The sequence below is a fragment of the Mycobacterium palustre genome, assembly GCF_002101785.1.
In the GTDB taxonomy this organism is placed as follows: domain Bacteria; phylum Actinomycetota; class Actinomycetes; order Mycobacteriales; family Mycobacteriaceae; genus Mycobacterium; species Mycobacterium palustre.
Map to the genome: position 1 here is coordinate 83,513 of NZ_LQPJ01000130.1, position 17,852 is coordinate 101,364.

At 69.5% G+C, this 17,852-nt stretch carries 19 protein-coding genes and 2 pseudogenes; 12 read left to right on the plus strand and 9 right to left on the minus strand.

Going from position 1 to position 17,852, the window contains the following annotated elements:
* Window positions 1–148: 148 nt before the first annotated feature.
* The 3 genes and pseudogenes from AWC19_RS22095 to AWC19_RS22105 form a co-directional block, all read right to left on the minus strand.
* Window positions 149–1,318, minus strand: a complete 1,170-nt coding sequence (locus AWC19_RS22095; RefSeq protein WP_085080220.1) for an acyl-CoA dehydrogenase — start codon at window positions 1,316–1,318, stop codon at window positions 149–151.
* 18 nt (window positions 1,319–1,336) lie between these two features.
* Window positions 1,337–1,819: a 5-(carboxyamino)imidazole ribonucleotide mutase gene (purE, locus tag AWC19_RS22100; protein WP_372508691.1), complete on the minus strand. Its 483-nt coding sequence runs from the start codon at window positions 1,817–1,819 to the stop codon at window positions 1,337–1,339.
* A 3-nt stretch (window positions 1,820–1,822) separates the two neighbouring features.
* Window positions 1,823–3,047 (minus strand): annotated as a pseudogene (locus AWC19_RS22105) (5-(carboxyamino)imidazole ribonucleotide synthase); the annotation flags it as partial.
* 108 nt (window positions 3,048–3,155) lie between these two features.
* Between AWC19_RS22105 and AWC19_RS22110 the strand changes: the two are divergent.
* A complete protein-coding gene (locus AWC19_RS22110) occupies window positions 3,156–3,815 on the plus strand; it encodes a GtrA family protein (RefSeq protein ID WP_085080226.1) in 660 nt (219 codons plus the stop codon).
* Here the strand turns inward: AWC19_RS22110 and AWC19_RS22115 are convergent.
* Genes AWC19_RS22115 through AWC19_RS22125 form a run of 3 tightly spaced genes read right to left on the minus strand, consistent with a single transcriptional unit; the run spans window position 3,770 to window position 6,714 of the window.
* Window positions 3,770–4,288: a PH domain-containing protein gene (locus tag AWC19_RS22115; RefSeq protein ID WP_085080228.1), complete on the minus strand. Its 519-nt coding sequence runs from the start codon at window positions 4,286–4,288 to the stop codon at window positions 3,770–3,772. The genes AWC19_RS22110 and AWC19_RS22115 overlap by 46 nt on opposite strands.
* A gap of 9 nt (window positions 4,289–4,297) precedes the next feature.
* Window positions 4,298–5,137, minus strand: a complete 840-nt coding sequence (locus AWC19_RS22120) for a biotin--[acetyl-CoA-carboxylase] ligase (protein ID WP_085080229.1) — start codon at window positions 5,135–5,137, stop codon at window positions 4,298–4,300.
* Window positions 5,134–6,714 (minus strand): FAD-binding protein, encoded by a 1,581-nt coding sequence (locus AWC19_RS22125; protein ID WP_085080230.1) that lies wholly within the window; start codon window positions 6,712–6,714, stop codon window positions 5,134–5,136. The genes AWC19_RS22120 and AWC19_RS22125 overlap by 4 nt, the downstream gene beginning before the upstream one ends.
* A gap of 195 nt (window positions 6,715–6,909) precedes the next feature.
* On the opposite strand from AWC19_RS22125, the gene AWC19_RS22130 reads away from it, so the two are divergent.
* From AWC19_RS22130 to AWC19_RS30825, 7 genes and pseudogenes are all read left to right on the plus strand, one after another.
* A complete protein-coding gene (locus AWC19_RS22130) occupies window positions 6,910–8,550 on the plus strand; it encodes an acyl-CoA carboxylase subunit beta (protein ID WP_085080231.1) in 1,641 nt (546 codons plus the stop codon).
* The gene (locus AWC19_RS22135; RefSeq protein ID WP_085080233.1) at window positions 8,547–8,807 is read left to right on the plus strand and encodes an acyl-CoA carboxylase subunit epsilon; all 261 of its coding nucleotides are present in this window, start codon (window positions 8,547–8,549) and stop codon (window positions 8,805–8,807) included. Before AWC19_RS22130 ends, AWC19_RS22135 begins: the two co-directional genes overlap by 4 nt.
* Window positions 8,804–9,448: a Maf family protein gene (locus AWC19_RS22140; RefSeq protein WP_085080235.1), complete on the plus strand. Its 645-nt coding sequence runs from the start codon at window positions 8,804–8,806 to the stop codon at window positions 9,446–9,448. The genes AWC19_RS22135 and AWC19_RS22140 overlap by 4 nt, the downstream gene beginning before the upstream one ends.
* Before the next feature lie 66 nt (window positions 9,449–9,514).
* Window positions 9,515–10,405 carry a sulfurtransferase gene (locus AWC19_RS22145; RefSeq protein WP_085080236.1) on the plus strand — a complete coding sequence of 297 codons (891 nt, stop codon included), beginning with the start codon at window positions 9,515–9,517 and terminating at the stop codon, window positions 10,403–10,405.
* Complete coding sequence (locus AWC19_RS22150) at window positions 10,405–10,836, plus strand: SufE family protein (protein ID WP_085080238.1); 432 nt, start codon at window positions 10,405–10,407, stop codon at window positions 10,834–10,836. The genes AWC19_RS22145 and AWC19_RS22150 overlap by 1 nt, the downstream gene beginning before the upstream one ends.
* 129 nt (window positions 10,837–10,965) lie before the next feature.
* Window positions 10,966–12,759 carry an acetyl/propionyl/methylcrotonyl-CoA carboxylase subunit alpha gene (locus tag AWC19_RS22155; protein ID WP_085080239.1) on the plus strand — a complete coding sequence of 598 codons (1,794 nt, stop codon included), beginning with the start codon at window positions 10,966–10,968 and terminating at the stop codon, window positions 12,757–12,759.
* Window positions 12,760–12,900: 141 nt separating this feature from the next.
* A pseudogene (locus AWC19_RS30825) lies at window positions 12,901–13,259 on the plus strand (STAS domain-containing protein).
* Here AWC19_RS30825 and AWC19_RS22165 read toward each other — a convergent pair.
* Window positions 13,230–14,018 (minus strand): RNA polymerase sigma factor SigF, encoded by a 789-nt coding sequence (locus tag AWC19_RS22165; RefSeq protein ID WP_085080241.1) that lies wholly within the window; start codon window positions 14,016–14,018, stop codon window positions 13,230–13,232. The pseudogene AWC19_RS30825 and the gene AWC19_RS22165 sit on opposite strands and share 30 nt — an antisense overlap.
* Complete coding sequence (locus AWC19_RS22170) at window positions 14,015–14,452, minus strand: ATP-binding protein (protein ID WP_085080242.1); 438 nt, start codon at window positions 14,450–14,452, stop codon at window positions 14,015–14,017. Before AWC19_RS22170 ends, AWC19_RS22165 begins: the two co-directional genes overlap by 4 nt.
* A 387-nt stretch (window positions 14,453–14,839) precedes the next feature.
* Here AWC19_RS22170 and AWC19_RS22175 point away from each other — a divergent pair, with 387 nt between their 5' ends.
* Together AWC19_RS22175 and usfY are read left to right on the plus strand one after the other, a co-directional pair.
* Complete coding sequence (locus AWC19_RS22175; RefSeq protein WP_085080244.1) at window positions 14,840–15,220, plus strand: phage holin family protein; 381 nt, start codon at window positions 14,840–14,842, stop codon at window positions 15,218–15,220.
* 42 nt (window positions 15,221–15,262) lie between these two features.
* Window positions 15,263–15,589 carry a protein UsfY gene (gene usfY, locus AWC19_RS22180; protein WP_085080246.1) on the plus strand — a complete coding sequence of 109 codons (327 nt, stop codon included), beginning with the start codon at window positions 15,263–15,265 and terminating at the stop codon, window positions 15,587–15,589.
* Window positions 15,590–15,615: 26 nt separating this feature from the next.
* Here usfY and AWC19_RS22185 read toward each other — a convergent pair whose 3' ends face one another.
* Window positions 15,616–15,999, minus strand: a complete 384-nt coding sequence (locus tag AWC19_RS22185) for a hypothetical protein (protein WP_085080248.1) — start codon at window positions 15,997–15,999, stop codon at window positions 15,616–15,618.
* 446 nt (window positions 16,000–16,445) lie between these two features.
* On the opposite strand from AWC19_RS22185, the gene AWC19_RS22190 reads away from it, so the two are divergent.
* Both AWC19_RS22190 and AWC19_RS22195 read left to right on the plus strand, forming a co-directional pair.
* Window positions 16,446–17,069: a methyltransferase domain-containing protein gene (locus AWC19_RS22190; protein WP_158090923.1), complete on the plus strand. Its 624-nt coding sequence runs from the start codon at window positions 16,446–16,448 to the stop codon at window positions 17,067–17,069.
* Between the two features lie 94 nt (window positions 17,070–17,163).
* Complete coding sequence (locus tag AWC19_RS22195; RefSeq protein WP_085080251.1) at window positions 17,164–17,826, plus strand: TetR/AcrR family transcriptional regulator; 663 nt, start codon at window positions 17,164–17,166, stop codon at window positions 17,824–17,826.
* Window positions 17,827–17,852: the final 26 nt, after the last annotated feature.

A 17,852-nucleotide genomic window follows, 5' to 3' on the forward strand; every position in this document is an offset into this window, starting at 1 on the left:
GCGGTCAGACCGCCTGCTGTGTGACGATCGTCGGGCTAGATGGCCGGTGCTGCTTACCGACTTGATTAGGTGCGGTTACCCCCGAAGGGCAATTGCGGGAGATCCTATGCGGTACGGCCGCGCTTTCCCAACAGGCGGCGCCTGACGATCAGCGCAGCAGCGCCCGCGACATCACCACGCGTTGAATTTGGTTGGTGCCCTCGTAAATCTGGGTGATCTTGGCGTCGCGCATCATCCGCTCGACGGGGAAGTCGGTGGTGTAACCGGCGCCGCCGAACAGCTGCACGGCGTCGGTGGTGACCTCCATCGCCACGTCGGAGGCGAAGCACTTCGACGCCGCCGAGACGAAGCCGAGGTTGGGTTCGCCGCGCTCGGCGCGGGCGGCCGCCTGGTACACCAGCAGCCGCGCGGCCTCCACCTTCATCGCCATGTCGGCCAGCATGAACTGCACGCCCTGGAAGCTGCTGATCGACTGCGCGAACTGCTTGCGGTCCTTGGTGTAGGCGATGGCCGCGTCCAGCGCGCCCTGGGCGATGCCCACGGCCTGCGCGCCGATGGTCGGGCGGGTGTGGTCCAGCGTCGCCAGGGCCGTCTTGAAACCGGTGCCCGGCTCGCCGATGATCCGGTCCCCCGGGATGCGGCAGTCCTCGAAGTACAGCTCGGTGGTCGGCGAACCCTTGATCCCGAGCTTCTTCTCCTTGGGCCCGATGGTGAACCCCGCGTCGTCGATGTGCACCATGAACGCCGAGATGCCGTTGGCGCCCTTGTCGGGGTCGGTCACCGCCATCACCGTGTACCAGCTCGACTTGCCGCCGTTGGTGATCCAGCACTTGGCGCCGTTGAGGACCCAGTCGTCCCCGTCGGCCCTGGCGCGGGTCCGCATGGAGGCCGCGTCGCTGCCGGCCTCGCGTTCGGACAGCGCGTAGGACGCCATCGCCGACCCGTCCGCGATCGACGGCAAGACCTGCTTCTTGAGCTCCTCCGAGCCGCGCAGGATCAGGCCCATCGTGCCGAGCTTGTTCACCGCGGGGATCAACGACGCCGACGCGTCCACCCGCGCGACCTCCTCGATCACGATGCACGCCGCCACCGAGTCGGCGCCCTGCCCGCCGTACTCCTCCGGCACGTGCACGGCGTTGAAGCCCGAGGCGTTCAGCGCGTCCAGCGCCTCCTGGGGAAACCGCGCGTTCTGGTCCACGTCGGCGGCGTGCGGGGCGATCTCTTTTTCGGCCAGCGCGCGGATCGCCGTCCGCAGCTCCTGGTGCTCCTCGGGCAGTTGGAACAGATCAAACGACGGGTTTCCGGCCCATCCAGCCATCTCGAGCCTCCTATGCTACTAGCCGGTAACTTTACCGCGCAGCTGCTGCAGCGCCGAATCCTTGGCCCGCACGCTGTCGGCCAGCCGCTCCTGGAACGCCACGATCCGCGCCCGCAGCGCCGGATCGGATGAGGCCAGCATGCGCACGGCCAGTAGGCCCGCGTTGCGGCCGCCGCCGATGGACACCGTCGCGACCGGAACCCCCGCCGGCATCTGCACGATCGACAGCAGCGAGTCCAGGCCGTCCAGCCGGGCCAGCGGGACCGGCACCCCGATCACCGGCAGCGGCGTCGCCGAGGCGACCATGCCGGGCAGGTGGGCGGCGCCGCCGGCGCCGGCGATGATCACCTCGAGGCCGCGGTCGGCGGCGCCGCGGGCGTAGTCGAACATCACCTGCGGCGTGCGGTGCGCCGACACCACGCGGACCTCGGTGGGTATGTCGAACTCGGCCAGCGCGTCGGCGGCGTCGCCCATCACCGACCAGTCGCTGTCGCTGCCCATGATCACGCCGACGCGAGGATCGCTAGCCATGTGGGTCCCATCCGTCCGTCCACTGCCCGTGTGACAACCAGTGTGCCGCCATCTCGGCCCGGTCACGCAGCTCGGCGAGCTCGGTGGCGTCGGAGCCGAGGAAGTTCACGTGGCCCACCTTGCGGCCGGGTCGTTCGGCCTTGCCGTACAGGTGGACCCGGGCGTCGGGCATCCGCCCGAACAGATGGTGCAGCCGCTCGTCGACGCTCATCGCCGGCTCGTGCGGGGCGCCGATCACGTTGGCCATCACGGTGATCGGCGCGATCGCGTCGGTGTCGCCGAGCGGATAGTCCAGCACCGCGCGCAGGTGCTGTTCGAACTGGCTGGTGCGCGCCCCGTCCATGGTCCAGTGGCCCGAATTGTGGGGCCGCATCGCCAGCTCGTTGACGAGCAGGTCGCCCCCGGTGGTCTCGAACAGCTCGACCGCGAGCACGCCGACGACGCCGAGTTCGGCGGCCAGCCGCAAGGCCAGCCGCTGGGCGGCCGAGGCCACGTCGCCGTCCAGCTCCGGCGCGGGGGCGATCACCTGCACGCAGATCCCGTCGCGCTGCACGGTCTCCACGACGGGCCACGCCGCCCCCTGCCCGAACGGTGAGCGCGCCACCAGGGCCGACAGTTCGCGGCGCAGGTCCACCTGTTCCTCGGCCATCACCGGCACCCCGTCGGCCAAAAAGCTGGTCGCGATCTCGCGGGCGTGCGAGGGGTCGCGGGCCATCCGCACGCCGCGCCCGTCGTAACCGCCGCGGATCGCTTTCACGACCACGGGTCCGGCGATGCGCCGCGCGAAGGCGTCCAGTTCGTCGACGCTGCGGATCTCGGCGTAGCGCGGCACCGCGGCGCCCAGCGCCTCCAGCCGCCGCCGCATCACCAGCTTGTCCTGCGCGTGCACCAGCGCCTCGGGCGGCGGCGCCACGTTGACGCCCTCGGCGACCAGCTTCTCGAGCAGCTCGGTCGGCACGTGCTCGTGGTCGAAGGTCAGCACGGTCGCCCCGGCGGCGACGCGGCGCAGGTCTTCGAGGTCGGTGTGCGAGCCGATCACCACGTCGGGGCTGACCCGCGCGGCCGATTCGTCGGGCGCGGCGGCCAGCACCCGCAGCGACTGGCCCAGCGCGACGGCGGCCTGGTGTGTCATGCGGGCCAGCTGGCCGCCGCCAACCATGGCGACGACGGGGGTACGGGGCTTGGGCACGGCCCTCATGGTGTCACGGCGGCCGGCCGATCGTTGACCGGCCGAGACGCCCGGCCGTCATTACCCTTTTGCGACCCTTTTGCGCCGCTTTCGCGTTCCTCCGTACACTGACGTGTTGTGTCCTTCGCCGATGCCATGATTGCGCGCCTGCCGCAGGTCGTTCGGCCGTATTTGCTGCGCCACCATGAACTGATCAAATTCGCGATCGTCGGCGGCACCACCTTCATCATCGACTCGGCGATTTTCTACACGCTCAAGCTGACGATCCTGGAGCCCAAGCCGGTCACCGCGAAGGTGATCGCGGGCATCGTCGCCGTCATCGCGTCCTATGTCTTGAACCGCGAGTGGAGCTTCCGCGATCGCGGCGGCCGCGAACGCCATCACGAGGCGCTGCTGTTCTTCGCCTTCAGCGGCGTCGGCGTGCTGCTCTCGATGGCGCCGCTGTGGTTCTCCCATTACGTCCTGCAGCTCCGGGTGCCCACGGTGTCGCTGACGTTGGAAAACATCACCGACTTCATCTCGGCCTACATCGTCGGCAACCTGCTGCAGATGGCCTTCCGCTTCTGGTCGTTTCGGCGCTGGGTGTTTCCCGAGGAGTTTGCCCGCAACCCCGAAAAGGCGCTGGAGTCCGCGCTTACCGCCGGCGGCATCGCCGAGGTCTTCGAGGACGAGCTCGAGGGCGGGAACGTCACGCTGCTGCGCTCGTGGCGCAACCGGGCGAGCAAGTTCACTCAGCTCGGCGACTCCTCGGAACCCAGGGTGTCGAAGACCTCGTGATACAGCAGCGAGTGCACCTCGCGCAATCGCGGAATGTCGTAGAACTCCAACGGATCTTGTGACGCCGACTCGACAATCAGGGTCCCGGTGCGAAATATCCGCTCGGTCAGCTTGTCGCGGAATTCCACGCTGTTGATTCGGGCCAGCGGGATGTCGATGCCGCTGCGGGTCAGCACCCCGTGCCGGTACATCACCCGCCGGCTGGTGACGACGAAATGCGTGGTCAGCCAGCCCAGGAAGGGCCACAGCGTCAGCCATCCGACGATCACCAGCCAGACGCCCCAGATGACGCCGTAGATGATGTTTTTGGCCAGCTGCTCCCAGTGGGTGGAGTTGAGGTAGCCGGACCCGAACGCCGCGAGCGCCGTCGCGAGGACGAGGACCACGACGGGCCAGATCAGCCGCTTCCAGTGCGGGTGGCGGTGCAGCACCACCTGTTCGCCCGCGGCCAGCGCGTTATCGGGATAGCCCACCGCCCCAAGCTAGCGCAAATGCACGACGTCGCCGGCCGAGATGACCGCGGTTTGCCCACCGCTCTCCACACACAGCCTGCCGTGGTCGTCGATGCCGGTCGCGGTGCCGACGAGTTCCTTGCCACCGGGCAGGTGGGCGTGCACCCGCGAGCCGATCGTCAGGCTCCGCTCCCGGTAGTCGGCGGCCAGCTGCCAGTCGGCCCCCCGCGCGGCCCGCCACGCGACGATGCGCCTGCCGAGTTCGCGCAGCAGCGCGCCGACCAGCCGGGCGCGGTCGGGGGCGGGCACGCCGAGGTCGAGCAGCGAGGTCGCCCCGGGGCCGTCGACCTCCTCGGGGGCCTGAGTCACGTTGAGCCCCAAGCCTATTACCACCACCGGCTTGGCGACCTCGGCCAGGATGCCCGCCAGCTTGCCACCCCCGGCCAGCACGTCGTTGGGCCACTTGAGGCCCACTGAGGCCCCGGCGGCCCCGGCGGCCCCGGCGGCCCCGGCCCGGTCGAGCAGCGGGGCCACCGCGTCCACGACCGCCACCCCGGTCGCGAGCGGCAGCCAGCCCCACCCGGCCACCGGCACGTCGACCACGCTGACACCCACCGACATCGTGATCTGGGCACGCGGGCTCGCCGACCAGCCGCGCCCGTGGCGCCCGCGGCCGGCGGTTTGGTGCTCGGCGATCAGCACCGCCCCGGCGACGTCGTCGCCCGACGCGGCCCGCGCCAACAGGTCGGCGTTGGTGGAGCCGGTTTGCTCGACGACGTCGAGCCGGCGCCACCCCAGCCCGGCGCCGATCAGCTCGGCCCGCAAGGCGGCCTGGTCCAACGGTGCTCGGAGCTGGTCTCGGTCTGTCACCGGGCCCAGCCTAGGACCGCGCGCCGCCGGCGGGTCATGACGTCGAGCATGTCTAGGACGGCCAGGTGGCTGAACAGCATGCTGGTCCCGATCGGGTTGCCGCCGCCGGGATAGGCGGTGCCGCTGGGCGCGGCCATCGTGTTGCCGGCGGCGTAGAGGCCGGGGATGGGATCGCCGGACGTGTCGAGCACCCGGGCGGCGGCGTCGGTGCGCAGTCCGCCCTTGGTGCCCAGATCCGAGATGCCGAACGCCGCCGCGTGATACGGCGGGCGCTCGATGGGCACCAGCGGCGAGGCGCCGCCCGAGAACGCGCGGTCGAAAGCCTCGTCGCCCCTGCCGAAGTCCTCGTCGACGCCGGTCGCGGCGAAACCGTTGAACCGGGCCACCGTTGCCGCCAGCCGCCCGCCCGGCACCCCGATCTTGCCCGCCAGTTCCTTTAGGGTGTCCGCGGTGTGCCACAGGCCGGCGGCGACGTACTTCTCCGACTCGACGATGCTGACGTTGGGCGCCTTCACCGGCGGGACCTCGCCCTCGGCGTCGTCGTAGATCATCCAGTAGGGCAACGTCAGTGAGCCGTCCCGCAGTTGCGCGATGATCTCGCGCCCGGCCCGGTCGTAGGCGCGGGACTCGTTGACGAACCGGTTGCCGTCCTGGTTGACGAAGATCCCGCCGGTGAACCACAGCGCGAACGCGGACCGGCCGTCGGGGTGGGTCATGCCCGGCGACCACCACGCCTGGTCCAGCAGGTCGGTGTCGGCGCCCGCGGCGATGCCGGCCTTCAGCGCCAGACCGCGGCTTCCCGGGCCGCCCATGGTGTCTCGCGCCGTGCCCGGCACGCCGTACTCGCGGCGCATCTCCTCGTTGTTCTCGAAGCCGCCGGCGGCCAGCAGCACGCCCAGCCGGGTCCGGACGGCCCTGCGCCGGCCGTCGTTCTCCACGATGGCCCCCACCACCGCACCGTCGGACACCACCAGCTCGACCAACGCGGTGTTGCGCCGCAGCGACGCGTTCGGGTATCGGCCGATGGCCGTGAGGAACCGCGCGATCAGGGCGCGACCTCCCAGGTAGTAATCGGAGGGCGGTTTTGCGCCGAGCCGGTCGGTGTCCAGCGGCCCGCGGATCACCTCCCGCAGCTCGGGGGCGGCGGCGACCCTCCAGGGTTTCGCGGCGATGTGGCGCTGACCGTCCAGCCGCGCCTTCGGGGCCATGCCGTAGTAGTCGGGCCAGGGCAGCGGGACGAACTTCAGGTCCGGTTCGGCCTCCAGGTACTCGATCAGCCGGGCGCCGCCGCGGACATAGGCGTCTTGCAGCTCGCGCGGGGTGCGGTCACCCACCACCGAGTGGTAGTAGGTGAGCGCGTCCTCGATGGTGTCGTCGACACCGGCCCTGAGCAGCACCGGGTTGCACGGGAACCAGACGCCGCCCCCGCCGGAGTAGGCGGTGGTGCCGCCGAACTTGTCGGTCGCCTCGACCAGCAGCACGTCCAGGCCCTCGCGCGCCGCGGTGTAGGCGCCGGTCACGCCGCCGCCGCCCGATCCCGCGACCAAGACGTCGTGCTCTTCGCTCCAGTCGACCATGGTCTTTTCGCCCGTCGGTTTAGGGCCGCCCGGTCATTCCGTTACCGCCAGGTTCGCCTCGGTCCGCGGATCGAGGCGGGGTCCAGTTCCAGCCGGGAGGTCATCCGCTCAATTTAGCGACGCCCGCAATATCATGCCGCCACCAAAGTGCCTTGATGCGGGCCGCGACCAGCCCCGCCGCTAAGCTCGACAGCCATGACGAGCGTTACCGACCACACCGCCGAGCCCGCCGCCGAGCACACCGTCGACATCCACACCACCGCGGGCAAGCTGGCCGAGCTGCACAAGCGTCGCGAGAAGTCGCTGCACCCCGTTGGGGAGGCCGCCATCGAGAAGGTGCACGCCAAGGGCAAGCTGACCGCCCGCGAGCGCATCTACGCGCTGCTCGACGAGGACTCGTTCGTCGAACTCGACGCGCTGGCCCGCCACCGCAGCACCAACTTCGGGCTGGAGAAGAACCGGCCCCTCGGCGACGGCGTGGTCACCGGCTACGGCACCATCGACGGCCGCGACGTGTGCATCTTCAGCCAGGACGCCACGGTGTTCGGCGGCAGCCTCGGCGAGGTCTACGGCGAGAAGATCGTCAAGGTCCAGGAGCTGGCGATCAAGACCGGCCGGCCGCTGATCGGCATCAACGACGGCGCGGGCGCGCGCATCCAGGAGGGCGTCGTCTCGCTGGGCCTGTACAGCCGGATCTTCCGCAACAACATCCTGGCCTCCGGCGTCATCCCCCAGATCTCGCTGATCATGGGCGCCGCCGCCGGCGGGCACGTCTACTCCCCGGCCCTGACCGACTTCATCGTCATGGTCGACCAGACCAGCCAGATGTTCATCACCGGGCCCGACGTCATCAAGACCGTCACCGGCGAGGACGTCACCATGGAGGAGCTCGGCGGCGCGCACACCCACATGGCCAAGTCCGGCACCGCGCACTACGTCGCCTCCGGCGAGCAGGACGCCTTCGACTACGTGCGCGAGCTGCTCAGCTACCTGCCGCCCAACAACTTCACCGACCCGCCCCGCTACGCCGAGCCGGTGCCCGAGGGCGCCATCGAGGACAACCTCACCGCCGAGGACCTCGAGCTGGACACGCTGATCCCCGACTCGCCCAACCAGCCCTACGACATGCACGAGGTGATCACCCGCATCCTCGACGAGGACGAGTTCCTCGAGATCCAGGCCGGGTACGCGCCGAACATCGTCGTCGGGTTCGGCCGCATCGAGGGTCGCCCGGTCGGCATCGTGGCCAACCAGCCGACCCACTTCGCCGGCTGCCTGGACATCAACGCCTCGGAGAAGGCGGCCCGCTTCGTGCGGACCTGCGACTGCTTCAACATCCCGATCGTGATGCTGGTGGACGTGCCGGGCTTTTTGCCGGGCACCGGGCAGGAATACAACGGCATCATCCGGCGCGGGGCCAAGCTGCTGTTCGCCTACGGCGAGGCGACCGTGCCGAAGATCACGGTCATCACCCGCAAGGCCTACGGCGGCGCGTACTGCGTCATGGGTTCCAAGGACATGGGCTGCGACGTCAACCTGGCGTGGCCGACGGCCCAGATCGCGGTGATGGGCGCCTCCGGCGCCGTCGGGTTCGTGTACCGCCAGAAGCTGACCGAGGCGGCCAAGAACGGCGAGGACGTGGACGCGCTGCGCCTGCAGCTGCAGCAGGAGTACGAGGACACCCTGGTCAACCCGTACGTCGCGGCGGAGCGCGGCTACGTCGACGCGGTGATCCCGCCGTCGCACACCCGGGGCTATATCGGGACGGCGCTGCGCCTGCTGGAGCGCAAGATCTCGCACCTGCCGCCCAAGAAGCACGGGAACATCCCCCTGTGAGTAAAACGAGCGGAGCCAACGCAGTGACCGACGGCAAGCGGGATCCGCACGAGCCGCACATCCAGATCCTCAAGGGGCGGCCGACCGAGGAGGAGCTGGCCGCGCTGATCGCGGTGCTGGGCAGCGTCCGCGCCGCCTCCCCCGAACCGACCCGACCCGAGCGCACCCGCTGGGGCCTTCCGGTCGACAGGCTGCGCTACGCCGTGTCGAACTATCAGCGAATCACCTTGCAGCTCAAGGTGCACATGCAGCAGTGACGCGACTGGTGCTGGGCTCCGCCTCGGCCGGTCGCCTCAGGGTGCTGCGCCAGGCCGGCGCCGACCCACTGGTCGTGGTGTCCCGCGTCGACGAGGATCACGTCACCGCGGGCCTGGGCCCGGACGCCGCGCCGACCGAGGTCGTGTGCGCGCTGGCGGCGGCCAAGGCCGACGACGTCGCCCGCCGGCTGGACGGCGGCGTCGCGGCGGATTGCGTTGTCGTGGGCTGTGATTCGATGCTCGACGTCGACGGGCGGCTGTGCGGCAAACCCGGATCGCCCGACGCCGCGGTGCGCCAGTGGCAGCTGATGGGCGGCCGGTCCGGCCGGCTCCACACCGGGCACTGCCTGCTGCGGCTGATCGACGGCACCGTCACCCATCGCGAAATCGAATCGGCTTGCACCACAGTGCGTTTCGCCGCGCCGACCGAGGCCGAGCTGCGGGCCTACGTCGCCGATGGCGAGCCGCTGCACGTGGCGGGCGGGTTCACCCTCGACGGCCTGGGCGGCTGGTTCGTCGACGGCATCGACGGCGACCCGTCGAACGTGATCGGGGTGAGCCTGCCGCTGCTGCGGTCGCTGCTGGCGCGCGCCGGGCTCTCGGTGGCCGCGCTGTGGGCGGCCCACGCGGGCGGCACCTGAGCCCGAGCGCCGAGCCTGCCACCGCGCGCGGGCCGCGCGTGCGGGGCTGGCGGTAGGCTCGGAGGCGTGTCATTACCGCCCGATCCAAGCCCCGCCCTGGCCGAATACGCCCACCCCGAACGACTGGTCACGGCCGACTGGCTGTCGGCCAACCTGGGCGCCCCCGGCCTGGTGATCGTCGAATCCGACGAGGACGTGTTGCTCTACGACGTCGGCCACATTCCCGGCGCGGTCAAGATTGACTGGCACACCGACCTCAACGACCCGCGCGTGCGCGACTACATCAACGGCGGGCAGTTCGCCGAGTTGATGGACAGCAAGGGCATCGCCCGCGACGACACGGTGGTCATCTACGGCGACAAGAGCAACTGGTGGGCGGCCTACGCGCTGTGGGTCTTCACGCTCTTCGGCCACCCCGACGTGCGCCTGCTCAACGGCGGGCGCGACCTGTGGCTGGCCGAGCGCCGCGAGACCACCCTGGAGGTCCCGACCCAAACGTCGACGGGCTACCCCATCGTGCAGCGCAACGACGCGCCGATCCGGGCGTTCAAGGACGACGTGCTGGCGATCCTGGGCAGCCAGCCGCTGATCGACGTCCGCTCGCCCGACGAGTACACGGGCAAGCGCACCCACATGCCCGACTACCCCGAGGAAGGGGCGCTGCGCGCCGGGCACATCCCCACCGCCCGATCGATCCCCTGGGGCAAGGCCGTCGACGAGAGCGGCCGATTCCGCAGCCGCCAGGAGCTCGAGGAGCTCTACGGCTTCCTGCGGCCCGACGACAAAACGGTGGTCTACTGCCGCATCGGCGAGCGGTCCAGCCACACCTGGTTCGTGCTCACGCATTTGCTGGGCAAGCCCGACGTGCGCAACTACGACGGCTCGTGGACCGAGTGGGGAAACGCCGTTCGGGTGCCGATCGTCGCCGGAGAAGAACCGGGAGCCGTGCCGGTCTGATGACCGCTTCCGAGGGCCTGCCGGCCCCCTTGGCCGAGGTGGTGTCCGAGTTCGCCGAAGTGCAGGGCCAGGACAAGCTGAAGCTGCTGCTGGAGTTCGCCGATGAACTGCCGGCCCTGCCTCCCGAGCTGGAAGAGGCGGCGATGGAGCCGGTGCCCGAGTGCCAGTCGCCGCTGTTCCTACACGTCGACGCCCACGACCCGGACCGGGTGCGGCTGCACTTCAGCGCGCCGGCCGAGGCGCCGACCACACGGGGATTCGCCTCGATCCTGGCCGCGGGGCTCGACGAACAACCGGCCGCCGACATCCTGGCGGTGCCCGAGGATTTCTACACCGACCTCGGCCTGGCCGCGTTGATCAGCCCGCTTCGGCTGCGCGGCATGTCGGCGATGCTGGCCCGCATCAAGCGCCGGTTGCGCGAAGCGGCCTGATGACATACCTGACGACAAAGGGATGGCAGACCGGGTGCCGGGGCTGACGGCGCGGCGCATAAACTTCCCCGGACAAGACTTGTAAGAAATCCTCTTAGAGAAGAGACTTCCAGCCAAACAGGAGGCGAAGTGGCTAGTCACGCCAGCTCGAGGATCGCCAAGGTGCTCGTCGCCAATCGCGGTGAGATCGCCGTCCGGGTGATCCGCGCGGCCCGCGACGCGGGCCTGGCCAGCGTGGCGGTCTACGCCGAGCCCGATGCCGACGCGCCGCACGTGCGGCTGGCCGACGAGGCGTTCGCCCTGGGCGGGCAGACCTCCGCCGAGTCCTACCTGGACTTCGGCAAGCTCCTCGACGCGGCCGCCAAGTCGGGCGCCAACGCCATCCACCCCGGCTACGGGTTCCTTTCGGAGAACGCCGATTTCGCCCAGGCGGTCATCGACGCCGGGCTGATCTGGATCGGTCCCAGCCCCCAGTCGATCCGTGACCTGGGCGACAAGGTCACCGCCCGCCACATCGCCGCCCGCGCCCAGGCCCCGCTGGTGCCGGGCACCCCGGACCCGGTGAAGGACGCCGACGAGGTGGTGGCCTTCGCCGAGGAGTACGGCGTGCCGATCGCCATCAAGGCGGCCTTCGGTGGCGGCGGCCGCGGCATGAAGGTGGCGCGCACCATCGAGGAGATCCCGCACCTGTACGAGTCGGCGGTGCGCGAGGCCGTCGCCGCCTTCGGCCGCGGCGAGTGCTTCGTCGAGCGCTACCTGGACAAGCCCCGCCACGTCGAGGCGCAGGTGATCGCCGACCAGCACGGCAACGTCGTCGTCGCCGGCACCCGCGACTGCTCCCTGCAGCGCCGCTTCCAGAAGCTGGTCGAGGAGGGGCCCGCGCCGTTTTTGACCGACGCGCAGCGCAAGGAGATCCACGAATCCGCCAAGCGCATCTGCAAGGAGGCGCACTACTACGGCGCCGGCACGGTCGAGTACCTGGTCGGCCAGGACGGCCTGATCTCGTTCCTGGAGGTCAACACCCGCCTGCAGGTCGAGCACCCGGTCACCGAGGAGACCGCCGGCATCGACCTGGTGTTGCAACAATTCAAGATCGCCAACGGCGAGCGGCTCGAGCTGACCGAGGACCCGACCCCGCGCGGGCACGCCATCGAGTTCCGCATCAACGGCGAGGACGCCGGCCGCAACTTCCTGCCCGCCCCCGGCCCGGTGACCAGGTTCCACCCGCCGGCCGGCCCCGGCGTGCGGCTGGACTCGGGCGTGGAGACCGGCTCGGTGATCGGCGGCCAGTTCGACTCGATGCTGGCCAAGCTCATCGTGTACGGCGCCGACCGCAACGAGGCGCTGGCCCGGGCGCGGCGCGCCCTGGACGAGTTCGAGGTCGAGGGCCTGGCCACGGTGATCCCGTTCCACCGCGCGGTGGTGAATGACCCGGCGTTCATCGGCGACGAGAACGGCTTTTCGGTGCACACCCGCTGGATCGAGACCGAGTGGGACAACACCATCGAGCCGTTTACCGCCGGCGAGCCCCTCGATGAGGAGGACTCGCGCCCGCGGCAGAAGGTGGTCGTCGAGGTCGGCGGCCGCCGCCTGGAGGTGTCGCTGCCCGGCGACTTGGCGCTCTCCAACGGTGCCGCCGATCCGGCCGGGGTGATCCGCAAGAAGCCCAAGCCGCGCAAACGCGGATCGCACGCGGGGGCCGCGGCCTCCGGTGACGCCGTCACCGCGCCGATGCAGGGCACGGTGGTCAAGGTCGCGGTGGAGGAAGGACAGGAGGTCTCCGCCGGGGACCTGGTCGTGGTCCTCGAGGCGATGAAGATGGAAAACCCGGTCACCGCCCACAAGGACGGCGTCATCACCGGGCTTGCCGTCGAGGCCGGGACCGCGATCACCCAGGGCACGGTGCTCGCCGAGATCAAGTAACCAGGAAACCATTTTCCTGGTTAACGATTGTCGGCCCCGCCGGGCACGGGTACGTTCAGGACCGGTTGAGTTCACAGCCGCCCGGGTAACGTTGGGGACGCGGAAAAAGCGAACTCCCGATCAGCGTCATGCAAAGTCACGATGTCTGTGGCCCAATCTTGGCAGCAAAGCCGGACCGCCCAATGGAGCTCTCTGGGCGCCCTGATCACCGTCAACGGCGAACTCGACGCCGCCATCGCCGCGCGTGGTCGTCAACCTGCGGGGCCTGGGATTCATTGGCACGGCAGGCTTTTCGGCGCTGCTGCAAATCAACGATGTGCTCCGGTGCCCGGTTGCACCGGGCCATGGTGCCCAGCCCCGCGGTGTCGCGGTTGTTGCGCATCTGCGACCCCGACGCCATGCTGCCGGTGACGACGCCCCGCGCGGAGCCGCTTTTGCGGCCGACCCGGCGGCGCAGGCAGCGCCGGCCCCTACTGCAACTGGTCCCGCAGCCGCGCTAGCGACTTGGCCAACAACCGCGACACGTGCATCTGCGAGATGCCCACGCGCTCGGCGATCTGCGTTTGAGTCATCGACTCGAAAAACCTGAGCACCAACACCATTCGTTCCCGCTCGGGCAGCGCCTCGAGCAGGGGACGCAGCGCCTCGCGATCCTCGATGCGGTCCAGCCCGGAGTCCACGTCGCCCAGCGTGTCGGCGATCGCGCGCGCGTCGTCGTCGTCGCTGCCGCCGCCGGTGTCGATGGACAACGTGTTGTACGAGCTGCCCGCCACCAACCCCTCGACGACCTCCTCGCGTTCCATGCCCAGCTCGGCGGCGAGTTCGGTGGCGGTCGGCGCCCGGCCGAGCCGCTGGGACAGTTCGGCCGTGGCGGTGCCCAGGCGCAAGTGCAGCTCCTTGAGGCGCCGCGGCACCTTGACCGACCAACTGTTGTCCCGGAAGTGACGGCGGACCTCCCCCATGATGGTGGGCACGGCGAACGACACGAAGTCCGAGCCGGCCTCGACGTCAAAGCGCACGACGGCGTTGACCAGGCCCACCCGCGCCACCTGGACCAGGTCGTCGCGCGATTCGCCCCGGCCCTCGAACCGGCGGGCGATGTGATCGGCCAGCGGCAGGCACCGCTCCACGATCTTGTCGCGCTGACGCTGGAACTGCGTCGAGTCGGCCGCGACACCGGCCAACTCGCGGAACATGTCCGGGACGTCGGCGTACTCGTTCGGCCGCGAGACCGAACTACCGGAGGTTCGCGAGGTCACCTGCTAGAGGCCGCCCGTCGCGCGGTCAGCGTAATACCGAAAACACTGCCGGTTTTGTCGGGTTCGCGGCCGTCGTGGAAGGTCTGGACGTCGTCGGCCAGCGATGTCAACACATGCCAGCTGAAGCTGCCGGGCGACACCACGTCGTGGGTCTCGCATGCCGCGGAGGCCTCGACCACCAGTTTGTCCTCGTGCGGGTCGACCACCACGACCAGCGTCGCGTCGGGGGTGGCCGAGCGGATCAACCGGGTGCACACTTCGTCCACCGCGAGCCGCAGGTCCGCGACGGCGTCGAAATCGAGATCCTCGAAGGTGCCGATGGCGCCCACCAGGGTGCGCAGCATCGCGAGGTTCTCCAGGCGCGCCGCAACGTGCAGCTCGACGGCGCGGTGGCCGCGGTGGCGCTTGTTCGCGCGCGATCCGGCATCGGTCATCTGGTCTCCCGGCAATGTCTGGTTGTCAGTACTACTGCGTTGCAGGCCGCCGTCGACCGTCGGTCGCAGCGGGTTAATCATGCGCACCGCCGGGTAGGCCGCGCGAGACGGGCGGCCCCGGGATGGCCGACATCCGCACCCGCCGGCTCGGGCGCGTCGCCGTGATCAGGCCGGCCGTGGTGATTGTTCTCGCAGCAAGCATGTGGGCGGGTGTCGTCGTGATGTCGCGCCCAGGACGGGGTAATCACGCTAACGCAACCCTTTCGGCACTCGTCATGGTGTAGACCTGATACCCATTCGGCCCGGCGAATAACCCAGCGGAAGCGGGCCGCGCGGGCGCGCCGAACGATCCTTAACACTCCGAAGCGACGGACCTACACTTGATGCATGAAGCAGGCTCTGCTTCGGGCGGTTGTGCTTCTGGCCTCGTGGGCGGTCGGGCTGCTGGTGGCGGCCTGGGTGGTGCCCCGCGTCTCGGTGTCGGCGTCGGGGTTCGTGGTGGCGGTGGTGCTGTTCTCGGTCGCGCAGGCCACGCTGTCGCTGGCGATCGTGAAATTGCCGCGTGCCTACGCGTCGCTGTTGCTGGGCGGCACCGGCCTGGTGCTGACGATCGTCGCGCTCGGGCTGGCGTCGGCGTTGACCCACGGGCTGTTGATCCACGGTTTCGCCTCGTGGCTCGCAACGACGGTCGTGGTGTGGCTGGTGACGACGGTGGGGGCGATCTCGGTGCCCGAGGCGCTCGCCCGAGACGACGCCCGGGCGGCCTGAGCCGCCGGTCGGCGGCGAGGGTCTTGCGAGAAGGGAAAGGCGATGGGCGACAGGCATCACGATCCGACGGACCATTTCCGGACCACGCAACCCCACGCCGGTTTCACGATGAAGGACAACCTCTACTGGCCCGGCATCATCCTGCTGGCCGTGGCGATGGGCGGGATGATCAGCACCACGGCGGCCGCCGCCTACCGGCACTACGAGTGGCTCGCGACGACGGTGCTCATCGCCGTGCTGGGCACGCTCGCCGGGGCGCTGTGGTTCGTCGTGGAGCACCGCCGGGTGAGCCGCATCGACGAGCAGTGGGGACGCGACGCCGACAGCCCCGCTCCGCGGCCCCGCAGCAAGGAACCCACCCCGTCCTAATGGTGGTTGCCGCGGCGCGGGCCGGTCTAGAGGCCGAGCACCGGGCCGGCGATCGGAGACACGCCCAGGCCCAGCGTCAGCACCATCAGCGTGAGCAGGAACCAGCCCGCGCCGTGCCATCCCCACCAGGTGCCGTGCGCCTTCCAGACGCGGTAGGTGCGCAGGAACGCCCAAATCCCCCCGGCCAGCAGGATCAGCGGAGCGCCCAGCGCCAGCATGGTCCGCTGGGGCGCCCCGCAGGCCACGGTGTCGACGCCCGTGCCCGGGCAGGTGCTGACCCACAAGGCCGCCAGGATCAGAAAGCCGACCCCCGCGACGGCGGTTAGGACGGCAAACCGGATGGCGGCGTGCACCTCGCCGTCTTCCTGTCCCAAGTGGTCACCGGGTGACCGCTGATCGGCTGTCTGCATCCGTCGCCCCGTCCTGCTCTGTCCTGCTCGGCCTGCCCGCTTAATCCATCGTTCGTTGCGGTGAATTAGTTACGCGCGGCGCGCAGTGGGACAGGTACCCGGCGGTAAACCCCGGTAAACGGCCGCCATGGCGGCGCGCGGGCGGGGAATCGTTGAGTCGATCTCGCGGGCAGCAACTGTCCGGCGTCGTCGACGATGCCAGCCACTGCCCGGCCGGTTCGGCTGACCGCGGTTTCGGCAAAAGGCGCATTTCGGGTACCATGCAGCCGCTTGTCGACCTGCTCAGCGCCGGTCGGACTTTTCGGCCGAGGATCGCAGCTTGACGAAAACCGCAATGGATCGAGAGCTCGGGTTCTGGGAAGGGGTGAATGAATCTCGCGATACGCAGCACGGCGCCAGAAGTGATGGATGACGCGAGTGTCGACCTAGCCGATTACCAACGCTGCTTGACCGAATTGGCCCTCGTCAATCGCCTGACGTTCACCCATCGCCCGACGTTGCGCTGGTTGGCGCGCCAGGCGAGGTCATTGCCGCGCGGTGCCGCATTCTCCGTGCTGGACGTCGGCTACGGGGACGGCGATTTGCTGCGCGCGATCGCGCGCTGGGCGGGGCGACGCGGGCTGAAAGCGGAACTGACCGGCATCGATTTGAACCCCCGCAGCGCCGCCGCCGCGCGCGCGGCCACACCGCCGGGAATGTCCATCGATTACCGAACGGGCGACGTCTTCTCCTACCAACCGGACCGCCCGGTGGATTTCATCGTCAGCTCGCAGGTGGCGCACCACCTCAGCGACCAAGACATCGTCGAGTTACTGACCTGGTTGGAGACGAATTCCGTCCACGGCTGGCATCTGGCGGATCTGCATCGCCATTCGTTGGCGTATTACGGCTTCCCCATCCTGGCCCACCTGATGCGTTCCCACCGCATCATCCGGACCGACGGAATGATCTCCATCGCCCGGGGCTTCCGCCGCGAGGATTTGCAGCGATTCTTGGAGAAGGCGGACCTGAGCGCGGAGATTTCGTGGTACGCATTCCGGTTCTGCGTGCGCCGGACCAAAGCGAGTTGATCTACCAGGGCGTATGCGGCCCTCCCGGGCGTGCGCGCCGCTGCGATTTTCATTGTTGAAATTCCGCCGGGCGCCCATGAGTACTATCTGACACATGGCAACAGCCAGGAGGCGGTTATCCCCTGAAGACCGCCGAGCCGAGCTGCTCGCTTTGGGGGCGGAAGTTTTTGGGAAGCGACCGTACGACGACGTCCGCATCGACGAGATCGCCGAACGGGCCGGGGTGTCCCGCGCTTTGATGTACCACTACTTCCCGGACAAGCGGGCGTTCTTCGCCGCGGTGGTCCAGGACGAGGCCGACCGGCTGCACGAAGCCACCAACCAGCTGCGCCCGGCCGGTCTGACGATGTTCGAAGAGCTCAAGCTGGGTGTGCTGGCCTACATGGCCTACCAGCAGCAGCATCCCGAGTCCGCGTGGGCGGCGTATGTCGGCCTGGGCCGGTCCGACCCGGTCCTGCTCGGCGTCAGCGACGACGCCAAGAACCGCCAGATGGAACACATCATGAGCCGGATCGACGAGCTGGTGGCGGCGTCCCCGGACAAGAAGCTGAAGCCCGACGTGGAGCGGCACCTCAGGGTCATCCTGCACGGCTGGCTGGCGCTGACGTTCGAAATCTGCCGGCAGCGGATCATGGACCCGACCACCGACGCCGACAAGCTCGCCGAAGCGTGCGCCCACGCGCTGCTGGACGCCATCGTGCGGATCCCGGACATTCCGCCCGACCTTGCCGAGGCGATGGCCACCGCGCGACTGTGAGTGCATGTCGGTAGCTGTTGGCACCA